This is a genomic window from Bacillus sp. 196mf, assembly GCF_003217275.1.
Lineage (GTDB): Bacteria > Bacillota > Bacilli > Bacillales > Bacillaceae_G > Bacillus_A > Bacillus_A thuringiensis_S.
This window is the reverse complement of record NZ_QJTG01000001.1, coordinates 152466-178096: the sequence shown is the minus strand read 5'-3', so window position 1 is coordinate 178096 and position 25631 is coordinate 152466. Positions and strand designations below refer to the sequence as shown.

Here is a 25631-nt window from a genome sequence, read left to right as displayed (position 1 = left end):
GTAAGAGTTTGTTTTTTTATATGGAAAGGGGATTTTATGAAAGAAACTACTTCATTTTCACAAAAGTTAAAGCAATTTGTATTACTATTTTTTCCGATTTTCGTAACGCAAATGTCATTATTTGCGATGAGTTTTTTTGATACAACAATGTCAGGACATGCAAGTCCAACTGATTTAGCAGGTGTTGCAATTGGAACAAGTATATGGCTTCCAGTTAGTACGGGATTAACAGGAATTTTAATGGCTACTACTCCCATTGTTGCACAGCTCGTCGGATCCAAGAAAAAAAAGGACGTTCCCCACGTTGTCATACAAGCAGTTTATTTAGCAATTTGTGCTAGCTTCGTTGTTATCCTCATCGGTTTCTTCGTCGTTTCACCTATTTTAAACGGCATGCGCTTAGAAGAACCTGTGGAACGAATTGCAGCTCAATTTTTAAGTATTATCGCAATAGGAATTATACCTTTATTCACTTACACTGTTTTACGTGGATTTATTGATGCATTAGGAAAAACTCGCACAACGATGATTATTACATTACTATCATTACCAATTAACGTAATATTAAATTACCTGTTAATTTTTGGTAACTTCGGTTTCCCAAAGCTTGGTGGTGTCGGAGCAGCAATTGCTTCCACTGCAACATATTGGTGCATTTTAATTATTACAGTCATTATTATTCAGACGAAAGAGCCTTTTGCCTCTTTCAACATTTTCAAACAATTATATCGCCCTTCTCTTTCGAGTTGGACAACATTCTTAAAGCTTGGCGTTCCTATCGGATTTGCTATCTTTTTTGAAACGAGTATTTTCGCTGCGGTAACGCTCATGATGAGTAATTTTAGTACGACAACTATTGCAGCTCACCAAGCAGCTATGAACTTTGCTTCCTTGTTATATATGACTCCGCTAAGTTTAGCAATGGCAATGACTATTGCAGTCGGATTCGAAGTTGGAGCAAAACGTTACGATAATGCAAAACAATACGGACTGATTGGAATTGGATTAGCCCTTGCCTTTGCTTTATTATATTCAATTCTTCTCTACTTCTTTGATAATCAAATTGCTTCTATTTATACGACAGATGCAAAAGTTCATCATTTAGCAAAAGAATTTCTTATCTTTGCGATTTTATTTCAAATTTCAGATGCAATTGCAACCCCTGTACAAGGAGCTCTGCGTGGGTATAAAGATGTAAATGTTGCTCTAATTATGACTTTAATTGCTTATTGGATAATAGGTCTACCACTAGGTTACATATTAGCAACATATACAGAATGGGCCGCAAAAGGTTATTGGATCGGTCTTATTATCGGTCTAGCATTTGGCGCTGCCTTCCTCCTTATCCGTCTCTTTCAAGTACAACGAAAATATACAACACAAAACAGCCGCTAATAATAAAGCGGCTGTTTTCTTTATGCATATTTTTTCTTGTAACGTATAATATAATGAAAAAGAAAGGTGGGTACATATGGACGACAAAGAAAAAAAGCAATCATTCGATGAAGAATTTGCCCCTGAAATTTCACCTGGATATCGGCAAGATGTACATAAGCCACCTAAATATAAAAACACTTCGTTTTTAATGGGCATTACCATTTTCGCCGCTGTATTACTCATACTTATCATTTTCGTTTATTTTTGATGAAAGGTGGCCTATTATATGAAGAAACAAAATTCCAATCGTTCCAAAAGAACTGTTAAAACACAAAAAGGATATGCAGGCGATTCTGTTCATACACTTAAACAAGTAGAGCAAGGAAATTTATATATTGCTCAAAAAGAACTTGGTCAACAAAATGAAAATCTTTAAAGGTCCTTGATTCCTTGAGGGCCTTTTTATTCCGCATTAAGTAGTACACCCCCAAATGATCTATTGAGCAATGAATTTCCTTTATTGTACGCGCTGCTTTTGTTCTAGCACCATAAATATATTATTAACCTTTACAATTTTCACTTCATAATTCAATTTCATTTCGCTTCTCTTACCATTTTCAGTACCCGCAACGTACGCTACAGCTTGATAGAGAAAACTCTCATCTGTCTCTTCACGTATCTCCTCGCTTGTAAATTTATACTCTAAATCTTGAAAACGATTGGGATAATAATTTTCTATTAATTGTTCATACCCTCTATTTAAAAATAGTTCTTCACCTTTTCGTTTCACATCTTCTTTATTATTAAACTCAAACACGGATAGTTGCTCGGTCACAAAATGCTCTCCTACCTTTTTCATTTCATTATGAGTTAAATTTTCTATACTTTTGTTCTTTAATTCCTTATTTAACTCGTACTGATCAATCGGTTTAAAGGTAGCAAAAACCTCCTCTTTATATGACCAAAACAATACAAAAGCGATACATAGAGAAATGATTAACAGTCTTTTTTTCGTAATACTCCCGCCCTTCTTCATAATGATAGCTATATTTTAACATACAGAAAGAAAATTCTGATATCATAAAGTAGAATAACTTAACTCAGAAACGAGGAACAATTATGGACTCTTACAAACATTATATAAAAGAAGCTTTGCCTAATCTTTCTATACATTCATATAAACAAAATGAAGAAGGTTGGGATAATGTAGCAATTATAGTAAATGATGAGCTACTGTTTCGTTTCCCGCGAAAACAGGAATATGCAATGCGAATTCCGTTAGAAAAAGAACTATGCACACTTCTCTCTTGTTCACTACATGAAATTAAAGTTCCAAAGTATCACCTATTCTATAAAAAGGAGACTGATGCTATTCCGCTTTGTAGTTACTATACTCTCATTCATGGTAAACCTTTAAAAACAGAAATAGTTACTACACTAGAAAAACAAGAACGAAAAGCACTTATTACACAATTAGCAACTTTCCTTGCTGCTCTACATAGTATTCCTCTAAAAAGTGTTACAGCGTTAGGATTCCCTATTGAAAAAACACTTACCTACTGGAAAGAGCTACAAACTAAATTAAATCAGTATGTTACTAACAATCTTACTTCGTTCCAGAAATCAGCCTTAAATCGTTTATTCAAGAATTTCTTTGCCTGTCTAGCTACATCTAATTTTCAAAATACAATCATTCACGCTGATTTTACACATCATCACATTTTATTTAACAAGCAGAACAAACGCATTTCAGGTGTTATCGATTTTGGTGATGCGCAAATTGGCGATCCTGCTTTTGATTTTGCAGGACTATATTATGATTTCGGACATGAGTTTACTACATCTGTATATGAACAGTACAGTACACTTATTTCTCATCATGATCCATTACTCATTCACCGCATTACTACCTTTTATCAATATAGTCCTTTACTACATAATATTATTTATAACTTTGAATCAGAGAATGAACTCGAATTCATTACAAGTACAGAACAACTAAAAACGATATTACAGGGATGAGATTACATTCTCTCCCTATATACTCTCTCCTCATACATCATTAACTTTTTATCCATTTCAACAATAACTTTATACAATTGAAATGCCTGTAAAATTTGCAGTTGAATTTCAAAAGGAGCATTTTGTTCTTTTAACCATTGAAATACTTTCGTTTCATCTTTCATTGATTATTCCTCCCTTTATCCCGCTATTTGCGGGTAGCCCGATTGACCCCCACTGATTAAAGTTTCACTTTATTAAAATCTGCTACAAATATACCGTAAATGATGAAAAGCTTTTCATGTCAATAACAAAAAAGGATGCAAAGTTGCATCCTTTAATGAACTATATTTTTCTTCTGTTTCGCTTCTTTCTTTACTTCTTCCCCTTGGCATTCACTATGAAACGCACAACTTATACACTCAGAACGAAAATGACGCTCTGTATAGTGCTCAGGTTGCTGTAACATTTCTTTCATTCTAGATAAATCAGCCATTCCAGTTATAATATCTTCCTGTTTCGGAATGTACTCATACTTAGTTCCTTCTATTAAATTAATAACTTCAATTTTTCCTGGAAGAACGCCGAAAGCTTTATAACTGAATACTGTCATTAGCTTCTGACAAAGAGCAAGCATTTCCTCATCCGCATCGACAACATACTTTTTAATTACAAACGACTCAGCATTCCACTCACCAACTTCAAATGTCAATGACATGTGGACACCTAACTCTTCCATATATGTTTGAAACTTCTCGTATAAAAACAATGGTGGTGTCTGACTATCATCCCTTTCAACAAACTGTAATAAGTGATCCGTTAGCTTCGCTAATACAATATAGTACTCCGTCTTCGAAGCAAACATATTAATCCTTACTTTTTTCCAATACTTTTCTATTAATATTAAAAGTACAATTTTCGTTTGTTGACCCGCAGGTAGCGTGTAATACTCGTTAATAATTTGATTCACAATCATTTGCGCTATTTGTTGCCATTCAAATGAAGAAGGTTCTCTTCTTTTTATATGACGAAAATAAAATTTATGCGGACACCGCATAAAATCATACAAATGATAATCTGTCATCGTTTTGATTGAGATTTTCTCATGCACTTGCTCTTCAGCTCCCTTCTGCCATTAAGAAAGGTGTTTTACAAATTCAGCTCCAAACTGTAAACATTTTTCTACATCTTCATCTTCTGGCGTTAATTCTACTTTTAGTCCTTCTAACACAACTGCTGCTCCGCGCTCTTGTAGCTTTTCTATTAAAATATCAACCGCCACTCCGTATTTCGGATAAGCCGAATCACATGATCCGAATACTGCCGCTTTTTTCCCAGTTAAATCAATAGAATCCATTGCATCATAAAAATCTAAGAAATCATCAGGAAGATCACCATCTCCCCATGTGTATGCACCTAAAATAATTCCATCATACTGTTCCAATATAGAAGCTTCTGGTGAATCCATAATATCAATAACTTCAATTTCATTTTCTGTTTCACGAATTACGCCGGCAATATGGTCAGCCATTTCCTCTGTATTTCCACTCATACTTGCAAAAATCATTACTAACTTACTCAACTGAACCTCTCCCTTTACTTTGTATCTCTTTTTCTGTTTGAATGCTCTTCTTCTCATCTACATATTCAGACCGAATTACATTTCGTTGCCATTCCATATGCTGATTAACATCTTTATTTTTATCTTTTAATCCCCTCCGTAGAAGGTGAAATTTTTTTCTCATTAACATGTCGCATCCATCCTATTGATAATAATTATCAATTTCAACTATATTTAGATTAATTGACATTGATTATCAATGTCAATAACTATTTTTAAAAAAATGATTAAAATGTACAAGCTTGTCCGTTAGCTATTCATATACTATAAATGAGCATAGTTCTTTCTCAGCCCTCTCTGACGGAAAGAAATAAAAGCAACTGCGATAGAGCGCAGTTGCCTTTTTTTGTTTTTCTATGATTTTAGTAATCTTATAGTAGTCTCTAAGAATAGCTCCACTCCACAAATTAATGCTGATTCATCCACGTCAAATTTCGGATGATGATGTGGATAACAAGTATATATATTTTCATTACCTGTTCCTAATTTAATGAAACAACCGGGTGCTTTTCTTAAATATGCTGAAAAATCTTCCCCACCCATAGAAGGTTCAAGCTTCACAACACGCTCATTCCCAAACAAATGTAGTGCACTTTCTTCTACTATTTTCGTAATATATTCATCATTAATAACCGGATCATATCCATATCGATACGTATATGTATACGATCCTCCATGTGCTTCTGTAATTCCTTTCACAATTTTTTCGATTTTCCCTTCTGCTTCCACCCTCAATGCTTGATTAAATGAACGAACAGTTCCCATTAAAGTTGCTGTACTAGGAATAATATTGTCAGCCACTCCCCCATGAAACTGAGTAACTGAAAGGACTCTTTGCATGAAAGCACTTGTATTTCTAGATACGATATGTTGTAGATTTGTAATAATCTGCGCTCCGATAGCGATAGGATCAATCGTTTCTTCTGGCCGCGCCGCATGCCCTCCTTTGCCTTGGATCTCAACTGTAAATACGTCTGGTGCTGCCATCATCGGTCCATATACAATTCCTACATTCCCACTTTCCAAGCCAGACATAACATGTAAACCTATTACATAATCAACACCGTCCATAACACCAGCCTCAACCATTTCTTGTCCACCACCAGGGTATACTTCTTCTGCATGCTGAAAGAATAGACGAATTTCTCCTACAAACTCTTCCTTCATATTATTAAGCACCTCTGCAGTGCTTAATAAAATAGCTGCGTGAGCATCGTGCCCACATGCATGCATCATTCCTTTTTTCACAGATGTATAAGATTTACTTGTCTCCTCTTGAATTGGCAAAGCATCTATATCAGCTCGAATCGCAATTACTTTCCCTTGCTTCACACCCCTTTTAATTGCTAGTACACTATACTTCGTCGGTCTCGTTACTTCAAAAGAAGAAAATGAGCATAGTGTATCATATATAAATTGCGAAGTTTCTTTTTCATGAAATGATAATTCCGGATACTTATGAAAATGCCTTCTCCATTTCACGATATTTTCTTCCGAAATTAGACTCTTCCACACTCTATTCATGATAATTTCCTCCTTTTCAAAAGAACTAGAAATTTTAAATTTTACTCCGTCTTAAATGATTAATAAAAACAAATACTGCATTTTTACGTATTCTTATAGTCCACTTTTATGTATTCACACAATCCACTTTCTATTTACATGTCAAACCCATTACAAATTCATGCTGAATGTAATATAATTGCTAAGTTAGGGATTTTCTTTTTTAGTATTTAGTGCTAATATCAGAAAAGAGCCTTTTGACTTATTTTTACCTAAAATGTGGGATTTTGTTTTTTTCACAATAATGTAGGACATGATACCTACAAAGAGCTATTATTTCATTAAGAGAGGGAAAGACATGGAAAGATTAAAAGAGATATGGTCTCGACCACTCACACAATGGGTTGCAAAGACGGTTTATTACCTTGCAATTTTATTTGCATTACTTTGGTTGTATGGATTCCATGATACAAACACAAGTACATTTATTTACAATGAATTCTAGGGTGGGAACGTTATGAAGTTATTAGAACAAATTGAAAAGTGGGCTGCAGAAACGCCTGATCAAACCGCTTTTGTTTGGCGAGATGCGAAAATTACGTACAAACAATTAAAGGAAGATTCTGATGCGTTAGCACATTGGATTTCTTCTGAGTATCCAGACGATCGTTCACCAATTATGGTGTATGGCCATATGCAACCTGAAATGATTATTAACTTTTTAGGATGTGTAAAAGCTGGACATGCTTACATTCCTGTAGATTTATCTATCCCAGCTGATCGTGTACAACGTATCGCTGAAAATTCTGGTGCGAAATTGCTTTTATCGGCAGCAGAAGTAACTGTAACTGATTTGCCAGTTCGCATCGTAAGTGAAGACAACTTAAAAGATATTTTCTTTACTCATAAAGGGAACACTCCAAATCCTGAACATGCGGTAAAAGGTGATGAGAACTTCTACATTATTTACACATCAGGAAGCACAGGTAATCCGAAAGGGGTTCAGATTACTTATAACTGCCTTGTTAGCTTTACAAAATGGGCTGTAGAAGATTTCAACTTACAAACAGGGCAAGTATTCTTAAACCAAGCACCTTTCTCATTCGATTTATCTGTTATGGATATTTACCCATCATTAGTAACAGGTGGTACGCTTTGGGCAATCGATAAAGATATGATTGCGCGTCCAAAAGACTTGTTTGCTTCTTTAGAGCAATCGGATATACAAGTATGGACTTCCACACCTTCTTTCGCAGAGATGTGTTTAATGGAAGCATCTTTCTCTGAGAATATGCTACCAAACATGAAAACATTCTTATTCTGCGGTGAAGTGTTACCAAATGAAGTAGCTAGAAAATTAATTGAGCGTTTCCCAAATGCAACAATTATGAATACGTATGGTCCAACAGAAGCTACTGTCGCTGTAACAGGTATTCACGTGACAGAAGAAGTGATTGATCAATACAAATCACTTCCAGTTGGCTACTGTAAATCAGACTGTCGCCTTCTTATTATGAAAGAAGATGGTACGATTGCACCTGATGGTGAAAAAGGCGAAATCGTAATTGTCGGTCCAAGCGTAAGCGTTGGATATTTAGGCAGCCCTGAATTAACAGAAAAAGCATTTACTATGATTGACGGTGAGCGCGCCTATAAAACAGGCGATGCTGGCTATGTTGAAAATGGTCTTCTATTCTATAATGGTCGTCTTGATTTCCAAATTAAGCTGCATGGTTATCGAATGGAATTAGAAGAAATTGAGCATCACCTTCGTGCGTGTTCTTACGTAGAAGGTGCAGTTATCGTTCCAATTAAAAAAGGTGAGAAATACGATTATTTATTAGCGGTTGTTGTTCCTGGAGAACATTCGTTTGAAAAAGAATTCAAATTAACATCTGCAATCAAAAAAGAACTCAATGAGCGATTACCAAACTACATGATTCCACGTAAATTCATGTATCAATCTTCTATTCCAATGACACCAAATGGAAAGGTAGATCGCAAAAAATTATTGAGTGAGGTTACAGCATGACCGCATATGGATCATTTTATTTTTTCGCTATAGTGGGCATTTTATTAATACCTACTATCATAGCTGGATTAAAAGGTAAAATGTTGCGTAAATATAATGCCGTTTTAACATTAGTCATGATTGCTATTATCTTCTCGGATAAACCGAAGCAAGCGATTATGTTAGCCGCATTTATTATTTGGCAATATGCCCTTATTAAAGGCTATTTAATTTTAAGAAAACAAAATAATAGTACATTCATGTTTTGTGTAGCTGTTATTTTATCGATTTTGCCACTTATTTTGGCAAAAGTCGCACCATTTGTACCTGAATTGCATTTTATTGTTTTCGCAGGTATGTCTTATGTAACATTTAGAGCTGTACAAATGGTCTTTGAAGTTCGTGATAATTTAATTAAAGAACTTTCCTTCTTTAATTTCTGGGAATTCGTTTTATTCTTCCCTGCGATTTCAAGTGGACCTATCGATCGTTACCGTAGATTCCAAAAAGATATTCAAAAGCCGCCTAGTGCTGAGGAATATCAAAAGTTACTATATACAGGGTTTAACCGTATTTTCCAAGGTTTCCTGTATAAATTTATAATCGCGCACTTGATAACAACATATCTTGTAAAGGCTGTATTCGCCAATCAAGATACACTTTTATCTAATGTGATTTTTATGTACGCTACTAGCATGCAATTATTCTTTGACTTTGCAGGTTATAGTGCGTTCGTAATTGGTATCAGTTATATGATGGGAATTAAAACGCCAGAAAACTTTAATAAGCCATTCCTTAGTCGTAATATTAAAGACTTCTGGAACCGCTGGCACATGAGTTTATCATTCTGGTTCCGTGATTTTATTTACATGCGTTTCGTCTTTTTTGCAACGAAGAAAAAGTTAATTAAAAACCGTTACACAATTTCGTATATCGGTGCATTTTTAAACTTCTTCATTATGGGAATTTGGCACATCCAAGGAAGCGCTGTTGCGCAGTATGTTATTTATGGTCTATATCATGCCGCACTGTTTATTTTATTTGATATTTTCGAACGAAAAAACAAAAAGCATAAGTTTTGGCCAAACAATAAATTTACACACGTCCTTGCGATTGTAATTACGTTCCACGTTGTATGTTTCGGTTTCCTAATTTTCTCTGGACACCTTAACAGATACTTTTAATGCACCCTTCTTATTCCATTAAGAAGTTGCACATATAATATATTTCGGATATAAAGGAGATTTTAAAAATGGCAGAATTCAAAGAGCAAGTATTAGATATTTTAGAAGAAGTATGTGAAAACGATATTGTGAAAGAAAACTTAGATGTTCAATTATTTGAAGAAGGTATCCTTGATTCTTTCGCTGTAGTATCTTTATTAGTTGAATTCCAAGAGCGTTTAGATATTGAAGTTTCTATTTCTGATTTTGACCGTGACGAGTGGGCTACACCAAACATGGTTATTAAAAAGTTGGAAGAAATCCGATGAACAAAGCAAAATTTGGTCCGATGCTTTTAGCATTGGCCCTTTTTGCTGTATTCTTACTTATTCCAACGCGCTTCCTACTTCCACTTTTAAGTGATGAAAAAGTAGAACAAGCTGCTACTTCTTTAAAAGAAGAAAAAATTCAAAGTATGATTTTACAGCAAAAGATGTTAGCAAATCCAAAATATCTTCCGATGTACGGTTCATCGGAATTCGCACGTATGGATGCTTTCCATCCATCTAATTATTTTAAAGTAAAGCCTGAAGGGTTCACACCATTCCTTCTTGGACGCGGCGGAACACAAGACCTTGTACATGTGTTAAACTTCGCATCTACAATGGATCAATTGAAAGATAAGAAAATGGTATTCGTTCTTTCTCCGCAATGGTTTGTACCACAAGGTATTGATGAAACGCACTTTGCACCTAACTTTTCAAAGCAACAAGGTTACCATTTCATTTTCAACAATGATTTAAAACCTGAAATGAAAAAACAAATTGCAAAGCGTTTATTAAACTTTGAGATTGTAAAAAAAGAAACTTTATTAAAAATTTCGCTTGAAGGCATTGCTTATGATGATACGAAGTATAAAGTAAAAGCACTTGCTGCTAAACCTTTCGCTTATATTTATCGTAACATTTTAGATCGTAAAGATTTATTTACAGCTATGTTTAATATTAAACCGCACAAAGAAAAGCTTGATCCTTCATTAAAACAAATGAACTGGGAAGAGGCTCGTAAACATGCGGATCAAACAGGTGCAGTAGAATCTGGATCTAATGAATACGGTATTGAAGATGATTATTTCAATAGCAAAATTAAGAAAAAATTAAAGCAACGTGAAGGTTACTTAAAAAATGATGCTTATGACCAATCGCCAGAATATGAAGATTTACAAATTGTACTTGATTTATTAAAACAATCTGGTGCAAAACCGCTCTTCATTTCTGTTCCTGTCAAAGGTCCTTGGTACGACTACGCTGGCTTCCCGAAAGAACGCCGCGAAGCATACTATAAGAAAGTTCATGAGCAAATCGAAAAAGCTGGTTATCCAATTGCCGACTTCTCAAATCATGAATACGATAAATACTTCTTAAAAGATCATATGCACTTAGGTTGGAAAGGCTGGGTTTACATCGACGAAGCCATCCAACAATTTTATAAAGCAAACTAATGAAAAGACCGCTTGAATTACTCAAGTGGTCTTTTTATATATATTTTGTAATTGCTCGATTGCATTCTCCGCTTCTTTCATAACTCGCTCCACTACATGCTGAGCTGATTCGATTCGTGCCAACGATGCTGCCTGTCCTGCCCAAAGTGACATATATTCTTCCTTATTTTGCTTCGCTGCCTCTTGGCGTATTTTAGAAGTTAATACGTTTTGCACTGGATACATCGGAAGCCCTTCTTCTTTTCCTTCATGTCTCTCTATAAAGTCATTCCGGATACCCCGTGCATATTTCCCGGAAAACGCACGAGTTACCGTTGTGCTCGTATCTGTACTATGTAAAACCGCTTCTTTATACACATCGTGCGTAATACTCTCTTCACTTGTTAAAAAGGCCGATCCCATTTGAACACCTTTTGCTCCTAGTGCCAATGCCGCAACAAGCCCTTGTCCGTTCATTACACCACCTGCTGCGACAATTGGGATATGCGGAACAGCTTCTACTAACTGAGGTACTAACGCAAAAGTACCAATCATAGCATCTCGTTCTTTCCCAATAAACGTTCCTCTATGCCCTCCTGCTTCGCTACCTTGTCCGATAATAATATCTACTCCTAGCTCGGCAAGTACTTTCGCTTCCTTCACATGGGTAGCTGTTCCGATAACTTTTATTCCACTTCTTTTTAAATCATTTATTTCTTCTTTTTCTAACGTTTGAAATGCAAGACTAACGACTGGTACTTTTTCATCTAATAGCACTTGTAATTGTTCCTTATAGCTTTTTGGAAGCTTTAACGTTCCTTCTACTTCTATACCTAATTCTCTATTCACTCCGCTTAGTAATACTTTCGCCTCATTTACCTTCTCTTCTTCTATTTGTATCTCTTTCGTTACAAGTAAATTAACACCGAAAGGCTTATCTGTTAGTTCTCTTATTCTATAAATCGCTTCACGAATTTGTTCTGGGCTCATATAGCCCGCTCCAAGCCTCCCTAATCCTCCGCTATTACTTACTGCTGCAACGAGTTCTGGCGTCGTAATCGCGCCTGCCATACCGGCTTGAACAACGGGATACTCAATTTTTAATATGTCTGTTACTCGACTTGTAAACATCATTTTCCCTCCTATTTCCCTTATATCTTCTTTATTTGATAAGCTTTCCCCTGCTTATGCAAGGGTTGGACCTCAAATGAAGCGAATATATTGAAAGAGAAGGAGGCTGAGCTTAATGATTTATCCAAATGCATTAAAGCAAGGTGATACAGTAATGATTATTGCACCATCTGGTCCACCTACAATCGAAAATGTATTAAAAGGTGTGAATGTATTACAAGAGATGGGGTTATCCGTAATAATCGGGAAGAGTGTTTACGAGAAATATGGATTTTTAGCCGGAAGTGATCAAGTTCGGCTTGACGATATACATGAAGCATTTACAAATAATGAAGTGAAGGCAATTTTTTGTGCACGAGGTGGTTATGGAAGTGCTCGTCTTCTTCCTCACATTCAATATGAAGTTATTAGGCAGAATCCAAAAATCTTCTGGGGATATAGCGATATTACAGCTTTACATACTGCTGTTTCACGTTATGCAAAGCTTATAACATTTCATGGTCCGATGATTGAAGAACTAGGAAAAGGTATTGATTCCCTATCTTTATCCTCTTTTAATCAGCTATTCCATCCGTATTCAACCATCTTATCTGCATCAGAATGTATCGTACCTAGCTCTCACAGTACAGTTACAAGTACGTTAGTTGGAGGAAATTTAGCTGTGTTAGCAAGTATAATTGGCTCGCCCTATGAGATAAATACGGACAATACACTTTTATTACTTGAAGACATTGGTGAAGAACCGTACCGCATTGACCGTATGTTAAATCAGCTACTTTTATCTGGAAAGTTTAATGAATGCAGGGGCGTTATTTTCACAAGTTGTCACGACTGCACTCCTTCAAAGCCATCTCAATCATTGCAAACAATATTATATGAATATTTCGCGCCATATCATATACCTGTTCTATTCGATTTACCAATTGGACATATAAGTCCAAACATCGGTATTCCACTTGGAGCTACAGCGACAATAAACACGAATAATAAAACAGTCTCTATTTCTTCTGGTATAGCCACTTCATATTCAAATTAAAAAGTAAAAGGAAAAGCGATTACGCTTTTCCTTTTACTTTTACTTTTACTTATAATAATTAAAAATTCGTCCAGATGCGATATCTGCAATTTCTTCTGGAATAAATGTTTTACTTATATCAGTGCCAACATTTAATACAGCTGTAGCATCTTTCTCAATGCTACCAAATAACTCTTTCCCACGTATCGTAATAAGGGGCGTTCCTTCTGGCAACACATCTTTTACAAATTCCATTTGTGTAAAGAACGGAACGATCCATCTACCTTCTCCTTGGAAATGACGCAAACGAAGTATTCCTTCTGTTGCCCCGTCCTCTGCTTCTAGTGAACCAGCAACATAAAACTCAGTAGATAAGAGCAATTCATAAAATTCCTTTTGCTTCTGTTTATCATCCCCTGCTACAACAAGTACCTCTTCTAATTTCTTTACTGAAATTTGCTCCATATGATGCCACCCCTATTTTCAAAATGATTGTACTTAGATTATACGAAATATTCTTATTTTTTTCTACATAATTCGCAATTATTTTCTTAAAATAATTTTAACACTTCTTTTGTCGTCACAATCGTAGCAAACTCTTCATGTAAATTTACAAGTGTCATATTGTGAATATCCTCTGCACTATACTCCTTACCATCTAAACCTTTACGGTTAAAAGTAGCCGTTGCATCACTCACTAAATATGTTGTAAATCCTAAATTCCCTGCCATTCGTGTCGTAGTTTCCACGCAATGATTTGTCGTTAATCCTACAACCACTACTGCATTACATTTGTTCTTTCTTAATCGCTCTTCTAAATTTGTCCCAATGAACGCGCTGTTAACGAATTTCTGAATAACCACTTCACCAAGTAGTGGTTGCACTTCTTCTTTAAAGTTTACCGTTTCCGCTCTCTCATAAAACATTGACTGAGCATTTTCTTTATTTACATGTTGAATATGAAAAACTGGTCGTTTCCTTTTTCTCCATTCTTCTAACAAAATTCTCATGTTTTCTTCAGCAAAAATATTATTTCTCTCGCCCCAATCTGGTAATTGAAATGCCTTTTGTACATCGATTATGATAAGTGCTATTTGATTTGTCATCATTTCCCCCTTAATTTGGCTGTAATTGAAATAGAAAACCAAGTTGTTGTGACGCAGTAATAAAGCAAACATAGGCGCAAAGCTCTACAATTTCTTTTTCTGTCCAATATTGTTTTAATGCGTGAAACATAGTATCATCTATTGCTTTTCGGTCATGAACAAATGTATGCGCAAAAGTAACGGCTACACCAATCTCCTCTGCCTTTTGCACATCATCTGGTCTTCCCTTTGCCATACAGTACAGACATTCATTCCCATACGCTAATGTTCTTCTCACTTGCTCCTTCAACTCTGCTGAAAGAGTTCCTTTATTGTACAGTGTATCTTCTAACTTACTCCACGAGTGTAATATATCCGAATTATGCCCTAATAACTTTTGAAACTTTGTATCTCCTACATTTGATAATGAAATTCTCTCCATCATTTCCCCTCCTATTTCCTTCTGTTTTATTGTAAAATAAATAACGTTCACTTTACATTTCATATGAATCTTAATTTATATTTTCCCTTTACAAAAATCATTATTTTACTGGAGGTATATTTACAAATGCAATTAGACCGTGTTGATCGAAAAATTTTAAATGAATTATATAATGATAGTCGCCTTTCGATGCGTGAATTGGCTAAACGAGTAAACTTATCTGCTCCGTCTACTTCAGAACGTGTTCGTAAGCTCGAAAGCGAAGGTGTTATTCAAAAATACACAATTGATATTGATTATAAAAAGGCAGGACTAGTTTTAGATTGTATTTTAGAAATCACCTTAAAGAATGGTGATACAACACGTATGCAACAATTTATTCAGTCTTATCCATCTGCAAGTTTTTGTTACCGAGTAACAGGAAGCTTATGCTACATTGTAAAAATTTCTGTTCCTTCACTCGTTGAACTTGAAGAATTTATCAATGATGTTTCTTCATATGCAACGACAGTTTCTCATATCGTATTATCAGAAGTATCTCTTACTCCTGATATTGAACATATCTTCCCAGAAGATTAATTTATTTTTATTCATAAAATATAAAAAAACCCCTTACAATAAGAATAAAAATACTATATTATGTATTAAAATACATAAAGTTCGAGAAAGGGGCTTTACATTGAAAATCTGGTTTTATGAAAAAACGGCACAATTAGATGACTTGCTTGGTATTTGGGACAATGTTCCGACCATCCCGCGAATTGGTGAAAAAGTGGAGATTTTAAAGACAGTCCGCACTGTTACAGATATTAAATATGTAAAGAACGGTAATAATTTTCGTGTAGAAATTATTACAAATTAAAAAGTAGCTCCTAAGAGCTACTTTTTAATTATCTATTATGTGCTTTCTTTATAACGATTTTATCTTCTTCTACAGCTACTGTTACATAATCATTTTCTTCTAACCGAAGCTTATTTACAGCCTCATCTGGTAACTCTATGGCCATCAATCTATCGGTTACGATCACTTGACTATACACTTCATTTTCTTGTGATGAATTCACTACTTTTTGCTCATTTATAAAACGTACTGGTGGCACACCAACTTCTTTTACTGTACGCCATTGTTTCCAAACATACGGAATTAACCATAGTAATCCAACAACTGTAAGACCGATACCAATCCATAAATTACTTTGCGCTTGTAATTCAGTAATTGAGATTGTACCACTTTCTTCTCCACCGAAAAATTGCATACTTGTTGCAATCAAATTATTTAGAGCGTGCACAGCTATATTCGTCCATATATTTTTTGTTTTTATGTATAAAAGACACATAACGACACCAAACATGAACGCACCAATAACATCAAAATGTCCTAGGCCAAAAATAATTGAAGATATAATTACAGCTTTTTTAATTCCCCATTTATGAGCCATCCGCTGTAAGAAAAATCCCCTAAAAATAACCTCTTCCATAATAGGTGCTAACACACATGCTGAAATGAAAGTAAATATCGTCATATATACGTTACTCGTATTAATAACATTTCCGTCTTCTAGCATAGTAACTAAGAAATTCGGTAACGTATGTGCTAATATGTAAAATTGAATCTGAGATATGCCAACTGAAAAAATCATCCCCATTATCGTTGCTAATACAATTAATCCCCAAGATAAACGTCCTGGCTTATCAAAAAAACTGTTAAATACAACATTATTTTTATTTGTTTTTACGTATAGCCAAAGTAACGGAAATACAAAAAATACAGTTATTTGTGAAATAACCTCCATCGTATTCTCAGAAACATTTGCTAGACCTAATGGTATCATTATAAGGAACACCCCTATAATCATCCATCCAAAAAAGCTACGTAGCCTTATACGTGAAAATGCATAGTGCATATAGAACACCCCCAAAGATAGTAAAAATAAAATAAAACTTTAATCAGTACTTTATAGGCAATCCTTTCCCTATAAATAGCAGGATAACTAAATTATAATATGAATATAGTTGAAATCCTTCCTATTTTTCTCAAATCATTTCAAACAGCATAGCTCTTAAAATACCATATCGCTGTTCTTCAAGTTGCAATCCAAGTGAAATTTATGTAATAAAAATCCCCGTTTTTACAAGCGGGGATTTCTTTTATTATAATACGTCACGTTTTTGGAATAATGCACTTGATGCTACAAGTAACACAACAAAGTATGCAGCTACAAGTAATAATGAAGTTGTAAACGTAAATTCTGTAAATGTTGGTTCCATTCCACCATTGATTAATTTATTACTATCGTAAGCTCTTAAATCCAAATGGTTGAATACTACAAACTTCGCTACACCTTTTGCAAACATTATTAATACCATGTTAATTGCACCTTGTAAGAAGAATAGGAACATCGTAATAATTAATGGTAATACAGACTTTCTAAAGACATTTGCTAGGAAAAATGCAAGTGTTGCAAAAAAGAATGGTGAAAGTAGTTGATATAAAGTGGACTTCATTACGATTCCTAACGTTAATTCTGTTTTACTACCATCCATTACAATACCGCCAATAATCATTGCAATTAGCATACCAGCTAATACGATAAATAACATTGCTAATAACACTGTAATATATTTAGAAAATAAAACTGCAAGTCTTTTTCTTGGACGGATTAACAATTGTTTAATTGTACCTTTTTGGAACTCATCAGTAAGAGTACGGGCAGCAAGTGTAATCCCAAAAATCGTTGTAAATAAAACAATTAAGCCAATCTCTGAGTTTGCATAATCTAAATATGATCCCTTAAACTCATCACCTTTTCCCCACTTCAACATTGCTAAAGTACCTAAAATTTCGAGTGCCGCAATGACACCAATTAAAATATACATACCTTTTTTCGCATGCAACTTTAAAAATTCATTTTGAATTAATTTAAACATTACGCTTTCACTCCCCCAGTAATCGCTAAGAACTCATCCTCTAACGTTTTATTTTGAACAGTAACTCCGTATACAAGCACATCAGCATGAACAAGTTTTTTTACAAGTTGCGGAATGTTGTCTTTTGTTACAGATGCTACAATTACATTCCCTTTTGCTTTACCTTTAATGATTTCATTTGCTTTCTGAACTTCATCTACTTCAAACGCTACAACGACTGCCTCATCATGTTTCACTTTTTCATGTAAGTTGTACTCTTGTACAAACTCACCTTGTTTAATAATAACAACGCGATCACACATTAATTCAATTTCACTCAATAAGTGACTTGATACGATTACAGCAATATTCTCTTCTTTCGCTAAACGTTGTAAATAATCACGAATTTGGCGAATACCAGCTGGATCTAATCCATTTGTCGGCTCATCTAAAATTAAGATTTTCGGCTGATGAAGTAATGCTTGTGCAATTCCTAAACGTTGTTTCATACCAAGTGAATATGTTTTCACCTTTTTATGAATCGCATGCTCTAATTCAACAAGCTTTACAATCTCAGCAATGCGCTCTTTACTAATTGGAGTAATGGCCATGTTCGCAAAATGCTTTAAGTTTTGCATTCCTGTCATATAATCATATAGTTCAGGATTTTCTACAATCGCTCCAATTTGCTCTAGTGCCTTTTCACGCTCCGAGCGAATACTATGTCCACAAATTGTAATATCGCCCTCTGTCATTGAAATAAGACCTGTCATCATACGGATCGTCGTCGTCTTACCGCTACCGTTCGGCCCAAGGAATCCGTATACTTCTCCTTCACGAACCTCAAATGATAAACCACGAATAATTTCCGTTCCACCAATCCTTTTTCGAACATTCTCTAACTTTACTACTACGTTTCCCAATGCTGATTCCTCCTTTAGACTTCTAGTTTTTTATCGATAATATAAGCAATTACATATATTATTAGAGCACTAACCATTACCATGAAACTTATATTAAAAATGTTAAATCCATTTTCTTGAAACATATTAATAAACAGACTCTTGCTTTCACTATGATATTCTACTCTTCGCAATACTTGGAAAGCTGGAGCTAATTTTCCTAGCAAGGTTGTCGCTAAAGTAATCGCTATATTTATTACTAGAAAAATAATAACGATTAGTATATTTTGCGCCTTTTTCTTTTTCGTAAGTAACTTAACTAGAGTAATTACTAATATGATTTGTAACACACTAAACAAAAACTCAAATAAATCGCTTATCGTATATATTAAATTATTAATTATGCCTACTTGCATAATCTCTTTTGCCTCTACATATACAGAAGTCGTAGGAAAAGCTAATATATAACTTACGTAGAAAAGAATTCCACATATCCCATACCATATAGCCATTGCGATAAATGAGAAAATAAGCATAGAAATTACATATTGTTTCCCAGATATTGCTGTAAGTCGTAACATCGGATTAGTTAGTAAGCGTGAATATGATTTCATTGTTTGTATAAACATATAAACAATATAAAAGAAAAATATAATCATAATGATTCCAAATATACCCTCTTGTCTACTGATAGCCGCATCACTTTTTCTTACAATCATTTGTGAAAATAACACAGCTTCAATTAGCACAAAGAATAAAAAAGTAACAATATATCTTTTCTTATTTACATTCCATAAATAGGAAAGTACTGACTTCACTTACTAAACACCTCCTTAAACAATTCATGAACTGCTTTTCCTCTCTGAAAACGAATTTCTTCTACATTTTCATATAGAACCATTTCTCCATCTTTTAAAAAGATCACTTCATCAAAAATATTTTCAATTTCATTTATTAAGTGAGTGGAAATTAATATCGTACAATCTTCTCTATAGAACTGTAGAATTAGATCCAATACATGTTCTCTAGAAAGAGGATCTATCCCGCCCAATGGCTCATCCAGTACGTATAGCTTCGCTTTTCGAGAAAATGTTAAAATGATTTGCAGCTTCTCTATCATACCTTTTGACAATGCTGTAATTTTTTCTTCTAACGGTATTTTAAATTCTGCAATCGTATCTACCGCTTTTTGAATATCAAAGTCTTTATAAAAATCCCGGTAGAAAAATAAAGCGTCTTTTACAGTCATCCAATCATCAAAGACTGGCTTATCGGACATAAATGAAACGATTTCTTTCGTCTGTAATCCTACCTTTTTACCGTCTATTGTGATACTGCCTTCAGAAGGGTGTTGCAAGCCTGCAATCATTTTCAATAACGTCGTTTTCCCGCTCCCGTTATCTCCAACAAGCCCAACGATTTTCCCTTCCGTAATCTCTATGTTTAATTCACGGATCACTGCTTTTAATCCGTATCTCTTCCATAAGTTTTCTATTTTTAATAGCTCTGTCATTGGCTCTCCTCCCTCTTATCATGTAATGAAGAACGAAGAATTGTAAGAATTTCTTCTTCTGAAAAACCTAAATTGTCCATTCCATCTATAAAAGAATGAAGTAATTCTTTCGCCATCTCTTTTCGCAGCTCCATAATTTTCTCCCCTTCATTCGTTACATACCGTCCCATTCCTCTACGTGTTACAACAACTCCATCCCGTTCTAGCTCTTGAAATGTACGCTGAATCGTATTTGGATTCACTTGTAATTCACTCGCTAATTCACGGACAGAGGGAATTTTATCACCAGGCAATAAATGTCCTGTTACGATCTCTTTTTTTATGTATTCCATTACCTGAATGTAAATTGGTGTATTTGGAGAAAACTCTATTTTCATTTCTTCCCTCCTTTTGTATCGGTGTACCAGTTAAATAATACACTGATACAAAAAGTTTGTAAATACCCATTTAATTACAAAAAGTTCTATCCGTTAACCGAATAGAACTTCCCAAACATAAATCGCTATATAGAAATAATAGTGTTATGTAAACAAAATTATAAAGAAAAGCTGTCTTATCAATGAATAAGACAGCTTTTCTTTATAATCCTATATTAAAAGTTAAACACGAAGTCATCGTCAGCTAACTTTTCAACGTTCGTTGCTTTTACGTAACCATTTCCTTTTACAGAGAAGAAATCATGGTTTTTCGTATCTGTACGTAAACCATTTAAAACGATTGGGTTAATTTCTTCTTCTTCAAACTTCGGCTCAAGTCCTAAGTTCATAAGCCCTTTATTCGCATTGTAACGAACGAAACGATTTACATCTTCTACAAGACCGATAGAAGTGTAAATTTCTTCTGTATAGGCCATTTCAATTTCATATAGTTCCATTAATAACTCTTGTGTTTCTTTTTGCACTTCTTGTTGCTCTTCTGCAGAAAGTTCTGCGAAGATTTGTTGTGCTAAAATACCGACGAATACGCCGTGAATTGACTCATCCTTTACCTTCACATAAGTTCGCTACTCCTATGCCGTTTATACAGCTTACAGTTTCCTGTAAGAAGAGACTATATCATCTACCTTCTCAGGTAGCCCTCCATTTCGATTTAAGGGATTCTCACCCACCGCTTGGCCCTACTCCTCTTGCGGAATTTCACCGCCATTGGGATAGTCGTTGAACGTTCCTTTATCTACGTATCGCACCCACCACTGTTTATACAGTTTTCGATGTCTGATACGGCTTCCTGTGCCGCTCGATAACCCATGTTTTCTTTCAATGGATGCATTAGATTCACCGGCTTGTAGCATCTGAACGATATCCAAAAACATTTCAAGAGTAACACGTCCCCTTGTTTTCAGTTGGTGTTCAGATTTAACCGGCAAATAATTTTGTACTTTTCCCCAAAGATATTTATAACGTTTCTTATGTCGAATTAAAGATACATAATTAGGATGAAGATTATACATATCAGCAATTTCTGGATTTGTCTTTCCGCACTTTAGTAGTTCTACAATCTCAAAAAATTGTGCATCTGTAATTTTTGATTGTGGATTTTTTTCACCTATAACACGTTGCCTTTTCTTCTCTAATTGTTCTTCAGTGAATTTAATTCCACCCAATCCTTCTCCGCCTAATGTCAAGTTATAGCCATTATTATAAGAATCATACAGCCAAATATACTGTTGCTCAATCTCACTCAATTCTTCCAATGAACATTCTATTTCCTCTAGAATTCCATATTCTAAAGTGGATTCATATTTACAATATACTGCTTGTAAATACCTATTATAATGTGTACCACTCTTTAACATCCACATATGTTCCCTAATTCGTTTTAAATTTGAAACGTTCACATCTTTACCAATATAATACTTCCCATTGATTTTTAAATAGTAAATTCCGTACATGTTATCGCTAGATAAAGGCTTCGCTGCTGATTGCCCTATCAGCTATTCTCCTTTCCATCTATTGATAGTTAGAGAATAACCTGAATGCATATATTCATCAATAATAATACAGATAAATTTACAATAGGGGGTCCCAGCAATTAAAAGGGTTTTTCAATTGGTATCTCTACCAAAAGCCGCCATAAGTTAACGGATAATAAGGTTAATAATTTCACCACTTGCCGTCAGTTTACCTTGACCAGCTAAGTAAAGTGGATAGAAGAATCCACTATAGAATAAGTAACTTTCTAAGAACACACTTGCTACCATTGCCATGTATAACTCTTTTTTCGTTACTTCAGGCTTTAATAAACGACGATAGTAACTAGTAATAATACCAGCTTTTTTCTCAAGTAACGGATGATTGTCTACCCAGTCAAAAATATCATCAATTTCTTCTTCTGTAGCTAATGTTGTGAAAATGTGACTATAACTTTTCGCATGTACTTCTTCCATAGCTCCCATGAAAGCTAATACACTTTTCGCTTGTAAATTTTCAAGATGAACAAGTACAAGTGGCATTCCTTCGCCACCTTGTTTCGTATCTAAAAGTGTTAAACCACCTAATACACGCTTATAAGCAATTTGCTCTTCTTTCGATAATTGCACCCAAGTATTTTTGTCAGACGAAACCGCGATTTCTTCTTCTGTCCAAAACTGAGCGATGTTTTGCTTCCAAAACATTAAACTGAAATCATCTTCCTTTTTATTCCAGTTAACAGCGCGCATTGAATCACCCCTATATCTATTATTGTTCTACTGAACGGTTAAATTTCCATCTAACAATGAAAAGCTAACCGTTTAGTAGAACAAACCAAGTATGAGCAGGGTTCATAACCCTGCTCATACTATTGGGTTATTCATTTAGTATGGCAATATGCCATTAAACGGTACAAGCCACACACTCTTCCACACTTAATTTACGTGTTCTCGTATAATACAGACTCTTTAAGCCTTTTTTATGTGCATAGATGTAGTAACGTGCTAATTCACGTGTTGAAATATCACTATTAACGTAAAGAATTGTACTAATTCCTTGGTCAATATGTTCTTGAATTTCTGCGATTAAATCAATTAATTTAAACTGATTCATATCGTAAGAAGATTTATAGTACCAGAACGTATCTTTTGATAAATACGGCATTGGATAATATGTTGTCGCGTTCGCATATGTTCTTGATTCGATTTGACTTACGATCGGCATTACGCTTGAAGTTGCATTTTGAACGTAACTGATTGATTGTGTTGGAGCAATGGCAAGACGATATGAGTTGTATAAACCATTCTTTTGCACTTGCTCTTTTAAACTTGTCCAATCTTCTTTTGTTGGAATATGAATTCCTTCAAATAGTTGCTGAACTTTTTCAGTTACTGGGCTGTAATCTGTCGTTTCATACTTTTCAAAGTATGTGCCATTCGCATAATCAGATTTATCGAAGTCTTTAAATGTCTCGCCTTTTTCTGTAGCGATTTCCATACTTTTCTCAATAGAGTAGTAATTTAACATCATAAAGAATGTACGAGCAAACTCTTTCGCTTCTGCACTTTCATAAGCGATTTTATTTTTTGCTAAATACCCGTGTAAATTCATTGCTCCAAGTCCAACTGAATGAAGCTCGTCATTTGCTTTTTTCACGGTTGGTGCATTCGGAATGATCGTCATATCTGAAACAGCTGTTAAAGCTTCCATTCCTGCATGAACCGCTTCACGAATTTCTTTATTTTCCATTACGTTTACGATATTTAACGATCCTAAGTTACAGTTAATATCACGACGGATAATGTCATCTGTACCGTAATCATTTATTTCTGAAGTTTCTTGAAGCTGGAAGATTTCTGTACATAAGTTCGACATCTTCACAGTTCCAATATCCTTCAATGGATGTTGATTATTTGCATTTGATTTAAACATTAAGTATGGGTAACCAGACTCAAGCTGAATCATAGCGATTTTAATAAGCATATCACGTGCACTAATATCTAGTGGCTTCTTCTTCACTTTCGGATTGCTCATTAATTCATCGTACATTTCATCAATATCAATATCATCTAAATGCTTGCCATATTCTTTATAAACCGTATAAGGTGCGAAAACATGGAAAGGCTCATTTTTCTCAGCAAGCTCAAAGAACTTACTTGGAACGATAATTCCGATTGATAGAGACTGAATACGGCTCTTCTCATCGGCATTTATTTTTTTTGTATCAAGGAATTCAATAATATCCCAATGGAAAATGTTTAAATATACTGCACCGGCACCTTTTCGTTGGCCAAGTTGATTCGCATATGAAAACGAATCTTCAAGCAATTTCATAACAGGTACTACACCACTTGCAGCGTTGTCGATACCTTTAATTTGCTCACCACGTGCGCGTAGCTTAGATAAGTTTAAAGCTACTCCCCCGCCGATTTTCGATAATTGCATCGCAGTATTAATGTTAAAGCCGATCGAATTTAAGCTATCGTCCATCTCTAACAAGAAACAAGACACCATTTCTCCTCTTCTGCTTCTTCCCGCATTTAAAAAGGTTGGTGTCGCTGGTTGGTAGTTTTGTTTTACAATCATGCTTGCGAATTGTCTTGCCTTCGAAACATCACCGCGTCCTAAGTATAATGAAACAATTGCTACACGATCTTCATAGCTTTCTAAGTATTGTTTTTGATCATTCGTTTTTAACGCATAATCTTTGTAGAACTTAGATGCTGCCATATAAGATTGGAACTCGAAGTTTTCACCATAAGCGATGTTATATACTTCCTCTACTTCCTCCAAGCTATACTCGTCCAGAACGTTGTAATAGTAATCATGTTCTTTCATATACTCCATTCGCTCTGCCACGCTATTAAAAGGAACGGTATTCTCTCTAGCTTCTTCCATAAAGACTTCTAATGCCTCTTTATCTTTATGAAGCTGATAAAAACCGTCCTGCATTTGCGTGATTTCATTATTCAGTTCAATGTGTCGCAATCTCCCGCACCCTTTCCTTAAAATATTCTACATCGTTATTTGTTCCAGATAACTCAAATTTTGATACAATAGGCACTTCATATTTAGTAGAAATCTTGTCAGCACTTGCACCGAACATGTCTCCCCAGTTACGATTGCCGCTTGCAGATACGCCTTTTAATTTTTCATTATTGCGCTCTAAAAAGTCTAAAACACGTTCTGGTACATTGCCAAAACCTGTTGTATACGTAATAAGAATAAAGTCTTCATCTATTACTAGATCTTCATCAATTTGAACGGCCGGCATATTTAATTTGTGAATGAAACGCTTCACGTTTCCTGTCATAGAATCATATGCAACTAACATTTCCGACCCTCCCTCTCAAATCTATATTCTCTATATGTTGTTCTTGATTTCTCTATATATTGTATTACGTTTCAAAATAAGACACAAGATATATGTATAAATTCTTTCTTTTTTTAACTTTTACTTTTCGACATGATAGCCGTTTTTTTTCAATACAATGACTATGAAACAACATTCTAAAACTCATGTCAATAAAGTGCTTTTCAAAAAAGTTGTCAACGAATTTAACCTTATTT

General features: G+C 34.8%; 31 protein-coding genes and 2 pseudogenes. 12 read left to right on the top strand and 21 right to left on the bottom strand.

The annotated features are described in order from the left end of the window. Positions 1–36 precede the first annotated feature (36 nt). The 3 genes from ATL10_RS00995 (at position 37) to ATL10_RS31035 (ending at position 1813) form a co-directional block, all read left to right on the top strand. On the top strand, positions 37–1395 hold the full coding sequence (locus ATL10_RS00995) for an MATE family efflux transporter (RefSeq protein ID WP_029441800.1): 1359 nt from the start codon (positions 37–39) through the stop codon (positions 1393–1395). A gap of 76 nt (positions 1396–1471) precedes the next feature. Beyond that, positions 1472–1645, top strand: coding sequence for a hypothetical protein (locus ATL10_RS00985; protein ID WP_000341062.1), 174 nt, complete (start codon positions 1472–1474; stop codon positions 1643–1645). Positions 1646–1663: 18 nt separating this feature from the next. Beyond that, positions 1664–1813 carry a hypothetical protein gene (locus ATL10_RS31035; RefSeq protein ID WP_000744623.1) on the top strand — a complete coding sequence of 50 codons (150 nt, stop codon included), beginning with the start codon at positions 1664–1666 and terminating at the stop codon, positions 1811–1813. 81 nt (positions 1814–1894) lie between these two features. Here the strand turns inward: ATL10_RS31035 and ATL10_RS00975 are convergent, their stop codons facing one another. Beyond that, positions 1895–2413 (bottom strand): biotin transporter BioY, encoded by a 519-nt coding sequence (locus ATL10_RS00975; protein WP_097924968.1) that lies wholly within the window; start codon positions 2411–2413, stop codon positions 1895–1897. A gap of 83 nt (positions 2414–2496) precedes the next feature. Between ATL10_RS00975 and ATL10_RS00970 the strand changes: the two genes are divergently transcribed. Next, complete coding sequence (locus ATL10_RS00970; RefSeq protein ID WP_110496250.1) at positions 2497–3399, top strand: aminoglycoside phosphotransferase family protein; 903 nt, start codon at positions 2497–2499, stop codon at positions 3397–3399. 2 nt (positions 3400–3401) lie between these two features. On the opposite strand, the gene ATL10_RS31030 is transcribed toward ATL10_RS00970, so the two are convergent. The 5 genes from ATL10_RS31030 to ATL10_RS00945 all read right to left on the bottom strand — a co-directional run bounded on the left by ATL10_RS31030 (position 3402) and on the right by ATL10_RS00945 (position 6523). Then, on the bottom strand, positions 3402–3563 hold the full coding sequence (locus tag ATL10_RS31030) for a hypothetical protein (protein WP_000651086.1): 162 nt from the start codon (positions 3561–3563) through the stop codon (positions 3402–3404). 152 nt (positions 3564–3715) lie between these two features. Further along, positions 3716–4489, bottom strand: coding sequence for a hypothetical protein (locus ATL10_RS00960; protein ID WP_090975911.1), 774 nt, complete (start codon positions 4487–4489; stop codon positions 3716–3718). Positions 4490–4513: 24 nt separating this feature from the next. Next, positions 4514–4960, bottom strand: a complete 447-nt coding sequence (locus tag ATL10_RS00955) for a flavodoxin (protein ID WP_000041153.1) — start codon at positions 4958–4960, stop codon at positions 4514–4516. Next, positions 4953–5129 carry a hypothetical protein gene (locus tag ATL10_RS31585; protein WP_090975909.1) on the bottom strand — a complete coding sequence of 59 codons (177 nt, stop codon included), beginning with the start codon at positions 5127–5129 and terminating at the stop codon, positions 4953–4955. The genes ATL10_RS00955 and ATL10_RS31585 overlap by 8 nt, the downstream gene beginning before the upstream one ends. Before the next feature lie 224 nt (positions 5130–5353). Beyond that, entirely contained in the window at positions 5354–6523 is a 1170-nt protein-coding gene (locus ATL10_RS00945) for an amidohydrolase (protein WP_090975907.1), read from the bottom strand. Between the two features lie 337 nt (positions 6524–6860). Between ATL10_RS00945 and ATL10_RS00940 the strand changes: the two genes are divergently transcribed. From ATL10_RS00940 to dltD, 5 genes are all read left to right on the top strand, one after another. Beyond that, complete coding sequence (locus tag ATL10_RS00940) at positions 6861–7007, top strand: teichoic acid D-Ala incorporation-associated protein DltX (RefSeq protein ID WP_000440293.1); 147 nt, start codon at positions 6861–6863, stop codon at positions 7005–7007. 12 nt (positions 7008–7019) lie between these two features. Next, positions 7020–8534: a D-alanine--poly(phosphoribitol) ligase subunit DltA gene (gene dltA, locus ATL10_RS00935; protein WP_110496248.1), complete on the top strand. Its 1515-nt coding sequence runs from the start codon at positions 7020–7022 to the stop codon at positions 8532–8534. Continuing rightward, positions 8531–9697 (top strand): D-alanyl-lipoteichoic acid biosynthesis protein DltB, encoded by a 1167-nt coding sequence (dltB, locus tag ATL10_RS00930; RefSeq protein ID WP_053564929.1) that lies wholly within the window; start codon positions 8531–8533, stop codon positions 9695–9697. Before dltA ends, dltB begins: the two co-directional genes overlap by 4 nt. 68 nt (positions 9698–9765) lie before the next feature. Continuing rightward, complete coding sequence (gene dltC, locus ATL10_RS00925) at positions 9766–10005, top strand: D-alanine--poly(phosphoribitol) ligase subunit DltC (RefSeq protein WP_000807310.1); 240 nt, start codon at positions 9766–9768, stop codon at positions 10003–10005. Next, entirely contained in the window at positions 10002–11177 is a 1176-nt protein-coding gene (gene dltD, locus ATL10_RS00920; protein WP_001030287.1) for a D-alanyl-lipoteichoic acid biosynthesis protein DltD, read from the top strand. The genes dltC and dltD overlap by 4 nt, the downstream gene beginning before the upstream one ends. Positions 11178–11198: 21 nt before the next feature. Here the strand turns inward: dltD and ATL10_RS00915 are convergent, their stop codons facing one another. Continuing rightward, on the bottom strand, positions 11199–12287 hold the full coding sequence (locus ATL10_RS00915) for an NAD(P)H-dependent flavin oxidoreductase (RefSeq protein ID WP_142669921.1): 1089 nt from the start codon (positions 12285–12287) through the stop codon (positions 11199–11201). A gap of 115 nt (positions 12288–12402) precedes the next feature. On the opposite strand from ATL10_RS00915, the gene ATL10_RS00910 reads away from it, so the two are divergent. Then, a complete protein-coding gene (locus ATL10_RS00910) occupies positions 12403–13323 on the top strand; it encodes a S66 peptidase family protein (protein ID WP_000640064.1) in 921 nt (306 codons plus the stop codon). A 45-nt stretch (positions 13324–13368) separates the two neighbouring features. On the opposite strand, the gene ATL10_RS00905 is transcribed toward ATL10_RS00910, so the two are convergent. From ATL10_RS00905 to ATL10_RS00895, 3 genes are all read right to left on the bottom strand, one after another. After that, on the bottom strand, positions 13369–13767 hold the full coding sequence (locus ATL10_RS00905; RefSeq protein ID WP_000435265.1) for an SseB family protein: 399 nt from the start codon (positions 13765–13767) through the stop codon (positions 13369–13371). Between the two features lie 86 nt (positions 13768–13853). Next, positions 13854–14408 (bottom strand): cysteine hydrolase family protein, encoded by a 555-nt coding sequence (locus ATL10_RS00900; RefSeq protein ID WP_000184438.1) that lies wholly within the window; start codon positions 14406–14408, stop codon positions 13854–13856. 10 nt (positions 14409–14418) lie between these two features. Further along, a complete protein-coding gene (locus tag ATL10_RS00895) occupies positions 14419–14832 on the bottom strand; it encodes a carboxymuconolactone decarboxylase family protein (protein ID WP_072939645.1) in 414 nt (137 codons plus the stop codon). A gap of 123 nt (positions 14833–14955) precedes the next feature. On the opposite strand from ATL10_RS00895, the gene ATL10_RS00890 reads away from it, so the two are divergent. Together ATL10_RS00890 and ATL10_RS00885 are read left to right on the top strand one after the other, a co-directional pair. Beyond that, positions 14956–15408, top strand: a complete 453-nt coding sequence (locus ATL10_RS00890; RefSeq protein WP_001175505.1) for an Lrp/AsnC family transcriptional regulator — start codon at positions 14956–14958, stop codon at positions 15406–15408. A gap of 100 nt (positions 15409–15508) precedes the next feature. Further along, entirely contained in the window at positions 15509–15691 is a 183-nt protein-coding gene (locus tag ATL10_RS00885) for a DUF3913 family protein (RefSeq protein ID WP_000707107.1), read from the top strand. Between the two features lie 28 nt (positions 15692–15719). Here ATL10_RS00885 and ATL10_RS00880 read toward each other — a convergent pair whose 3' ends face one another. The 11 genes and pseudogenes from ATL10_RS00880 to nrdI all read right to left on the bottom strand — a co-directional run bounded on the left by ATL10_RS00880 (position 15720) and on the right by nrdI (position 25395). Next, positions 15720–16733: a CPBP family intramembrane glutamic endopeptidase gene (locus ATL10_RS00880; protein ID WP_000558812.1), complete on the bottom strand. Its 1014-nt coding sequence runs from the start codon at positions 16731–16733 to the stop codon at positions 15720–15722. A 247-nt stretch (positions 16734–16980) separates the two neighbouring features. After that, positions 16981–17757, bottom strand: a complete 777-nt coding sequence (locus ATL10_RS00875) for an ABC transporter permease (RefSeq protein ID WP_000475427.1) — start codon at positions 17755–17757, stop codon at positions 16981–16983. Further along, positions 17757–18659 carry an ABC transporter ATP-binding protein gene (locus ATL10_RS00870; RefSeq protein ID WP_000528820.1) on the bottom strand — a complete coding sequence of 301 codons (903 nt, stop codon included), beginning with the start codon at positions 18657–18659 and terminating at the stop codon, positions 17757–17759. Before ATL10_RS00870 ends, ATL10_RS00875 begins: the two co-directional genes overlap by 1 nt. 14 nt (positions 18660–18673) lie before the next feature. Then, on the bottom strand, positions 18674–19456 hold the full coding sequence (locus tag ATL10_RS00865; protein WP_000843919.1) for a hypothetical protein: 783 nt from the start codon (positions 19454–19456) through the stop codon (positions 18674–18676). Continuing rightward, complete coding sequence (locus ATL10_RS00860) at positions 19453–20151, bottom strand: ABC transporter ATP-binding protein (protein WP_000137747.1); 699 nt, start codon at positions 20149–20151, stop codon at positions 19453–19455. The genes ATL10_RS00865 and ATL10_RS00860 overlap by 4 nt, the downstream gene beginning before the upstream one ends. Continuing rightward, positions 20148–20528, bottom strand: coding sequence for a GntR family transcriptional regulator (locus tag ATL10_RS00855; protein ID WP_000687512.1), 381 nt, complete (start codon positions 20526–20528; stop codon positions 20148–20150). The genes ATL10_RS00860 and ATL10_RS00855 overlap by 4 nt, the downstream gene beginning before the upstream one ends. 215 nt (positions 20529–20743) lie before the next feature. Continuing rightward, positions 20744–21139, bottom strand: a pseudogene (locus ATL10_RS00850) (ribonucleotide-diphosphate reductase subunit beta); the annotation flags it as partial. A 129-nt stretch (positions 21140–21268) separates the two neighbouring features. Then, the gene (locus tag ATL10_RS00845) at positions 21269–22042 is read right to left on the bottom strand and encodes a GIY-YIG nuclease family protein (protein WP_065228499.1); all 774 of its coding nucleotides are present in this window, start codon (positions 22040–22042) and stop codon (positions 21269–21271) included. A gap of 189 nt (positions 22043–22231) precedes the next feature. Beyond that, positions 22232–22810 (bottom strand): annotated as a pseudogene (locus ATL10_RS00840) (ribonucleotide-diphosphate reductase subunit beta); the annotation flags it as partial. 154 nt (positions 22811–22964) lie between these two features. Continuing rightward, entirely contained in the window at positions 22965–25049 is a 2085-nt protein-coding gene (nrdE, locus tag ATL10_RS00835; RefSeq protein ID WP_001215839.1) for a class 1b ribonucleoside-diphosphate reductase subunit alpha, read from the bottom strand. Next, positions 25036–25395, bottom strand: a complete 360-nt coding sequence (nrdI, locus tag ATL10_RS00830; protein ID WP_000959447.1) for a class Ib ribonucleoside-diphosphate reductase assembly flavoprotein NrdI — start codon at positions 25393–25395, stop codon at positions 25036–25038. The genes nrdE and nrdI overlap by 14 nt, the downstream gene beginning before the upstream one ends. Positions 25396–25631 lie beyond the last annotated feature (236 nt).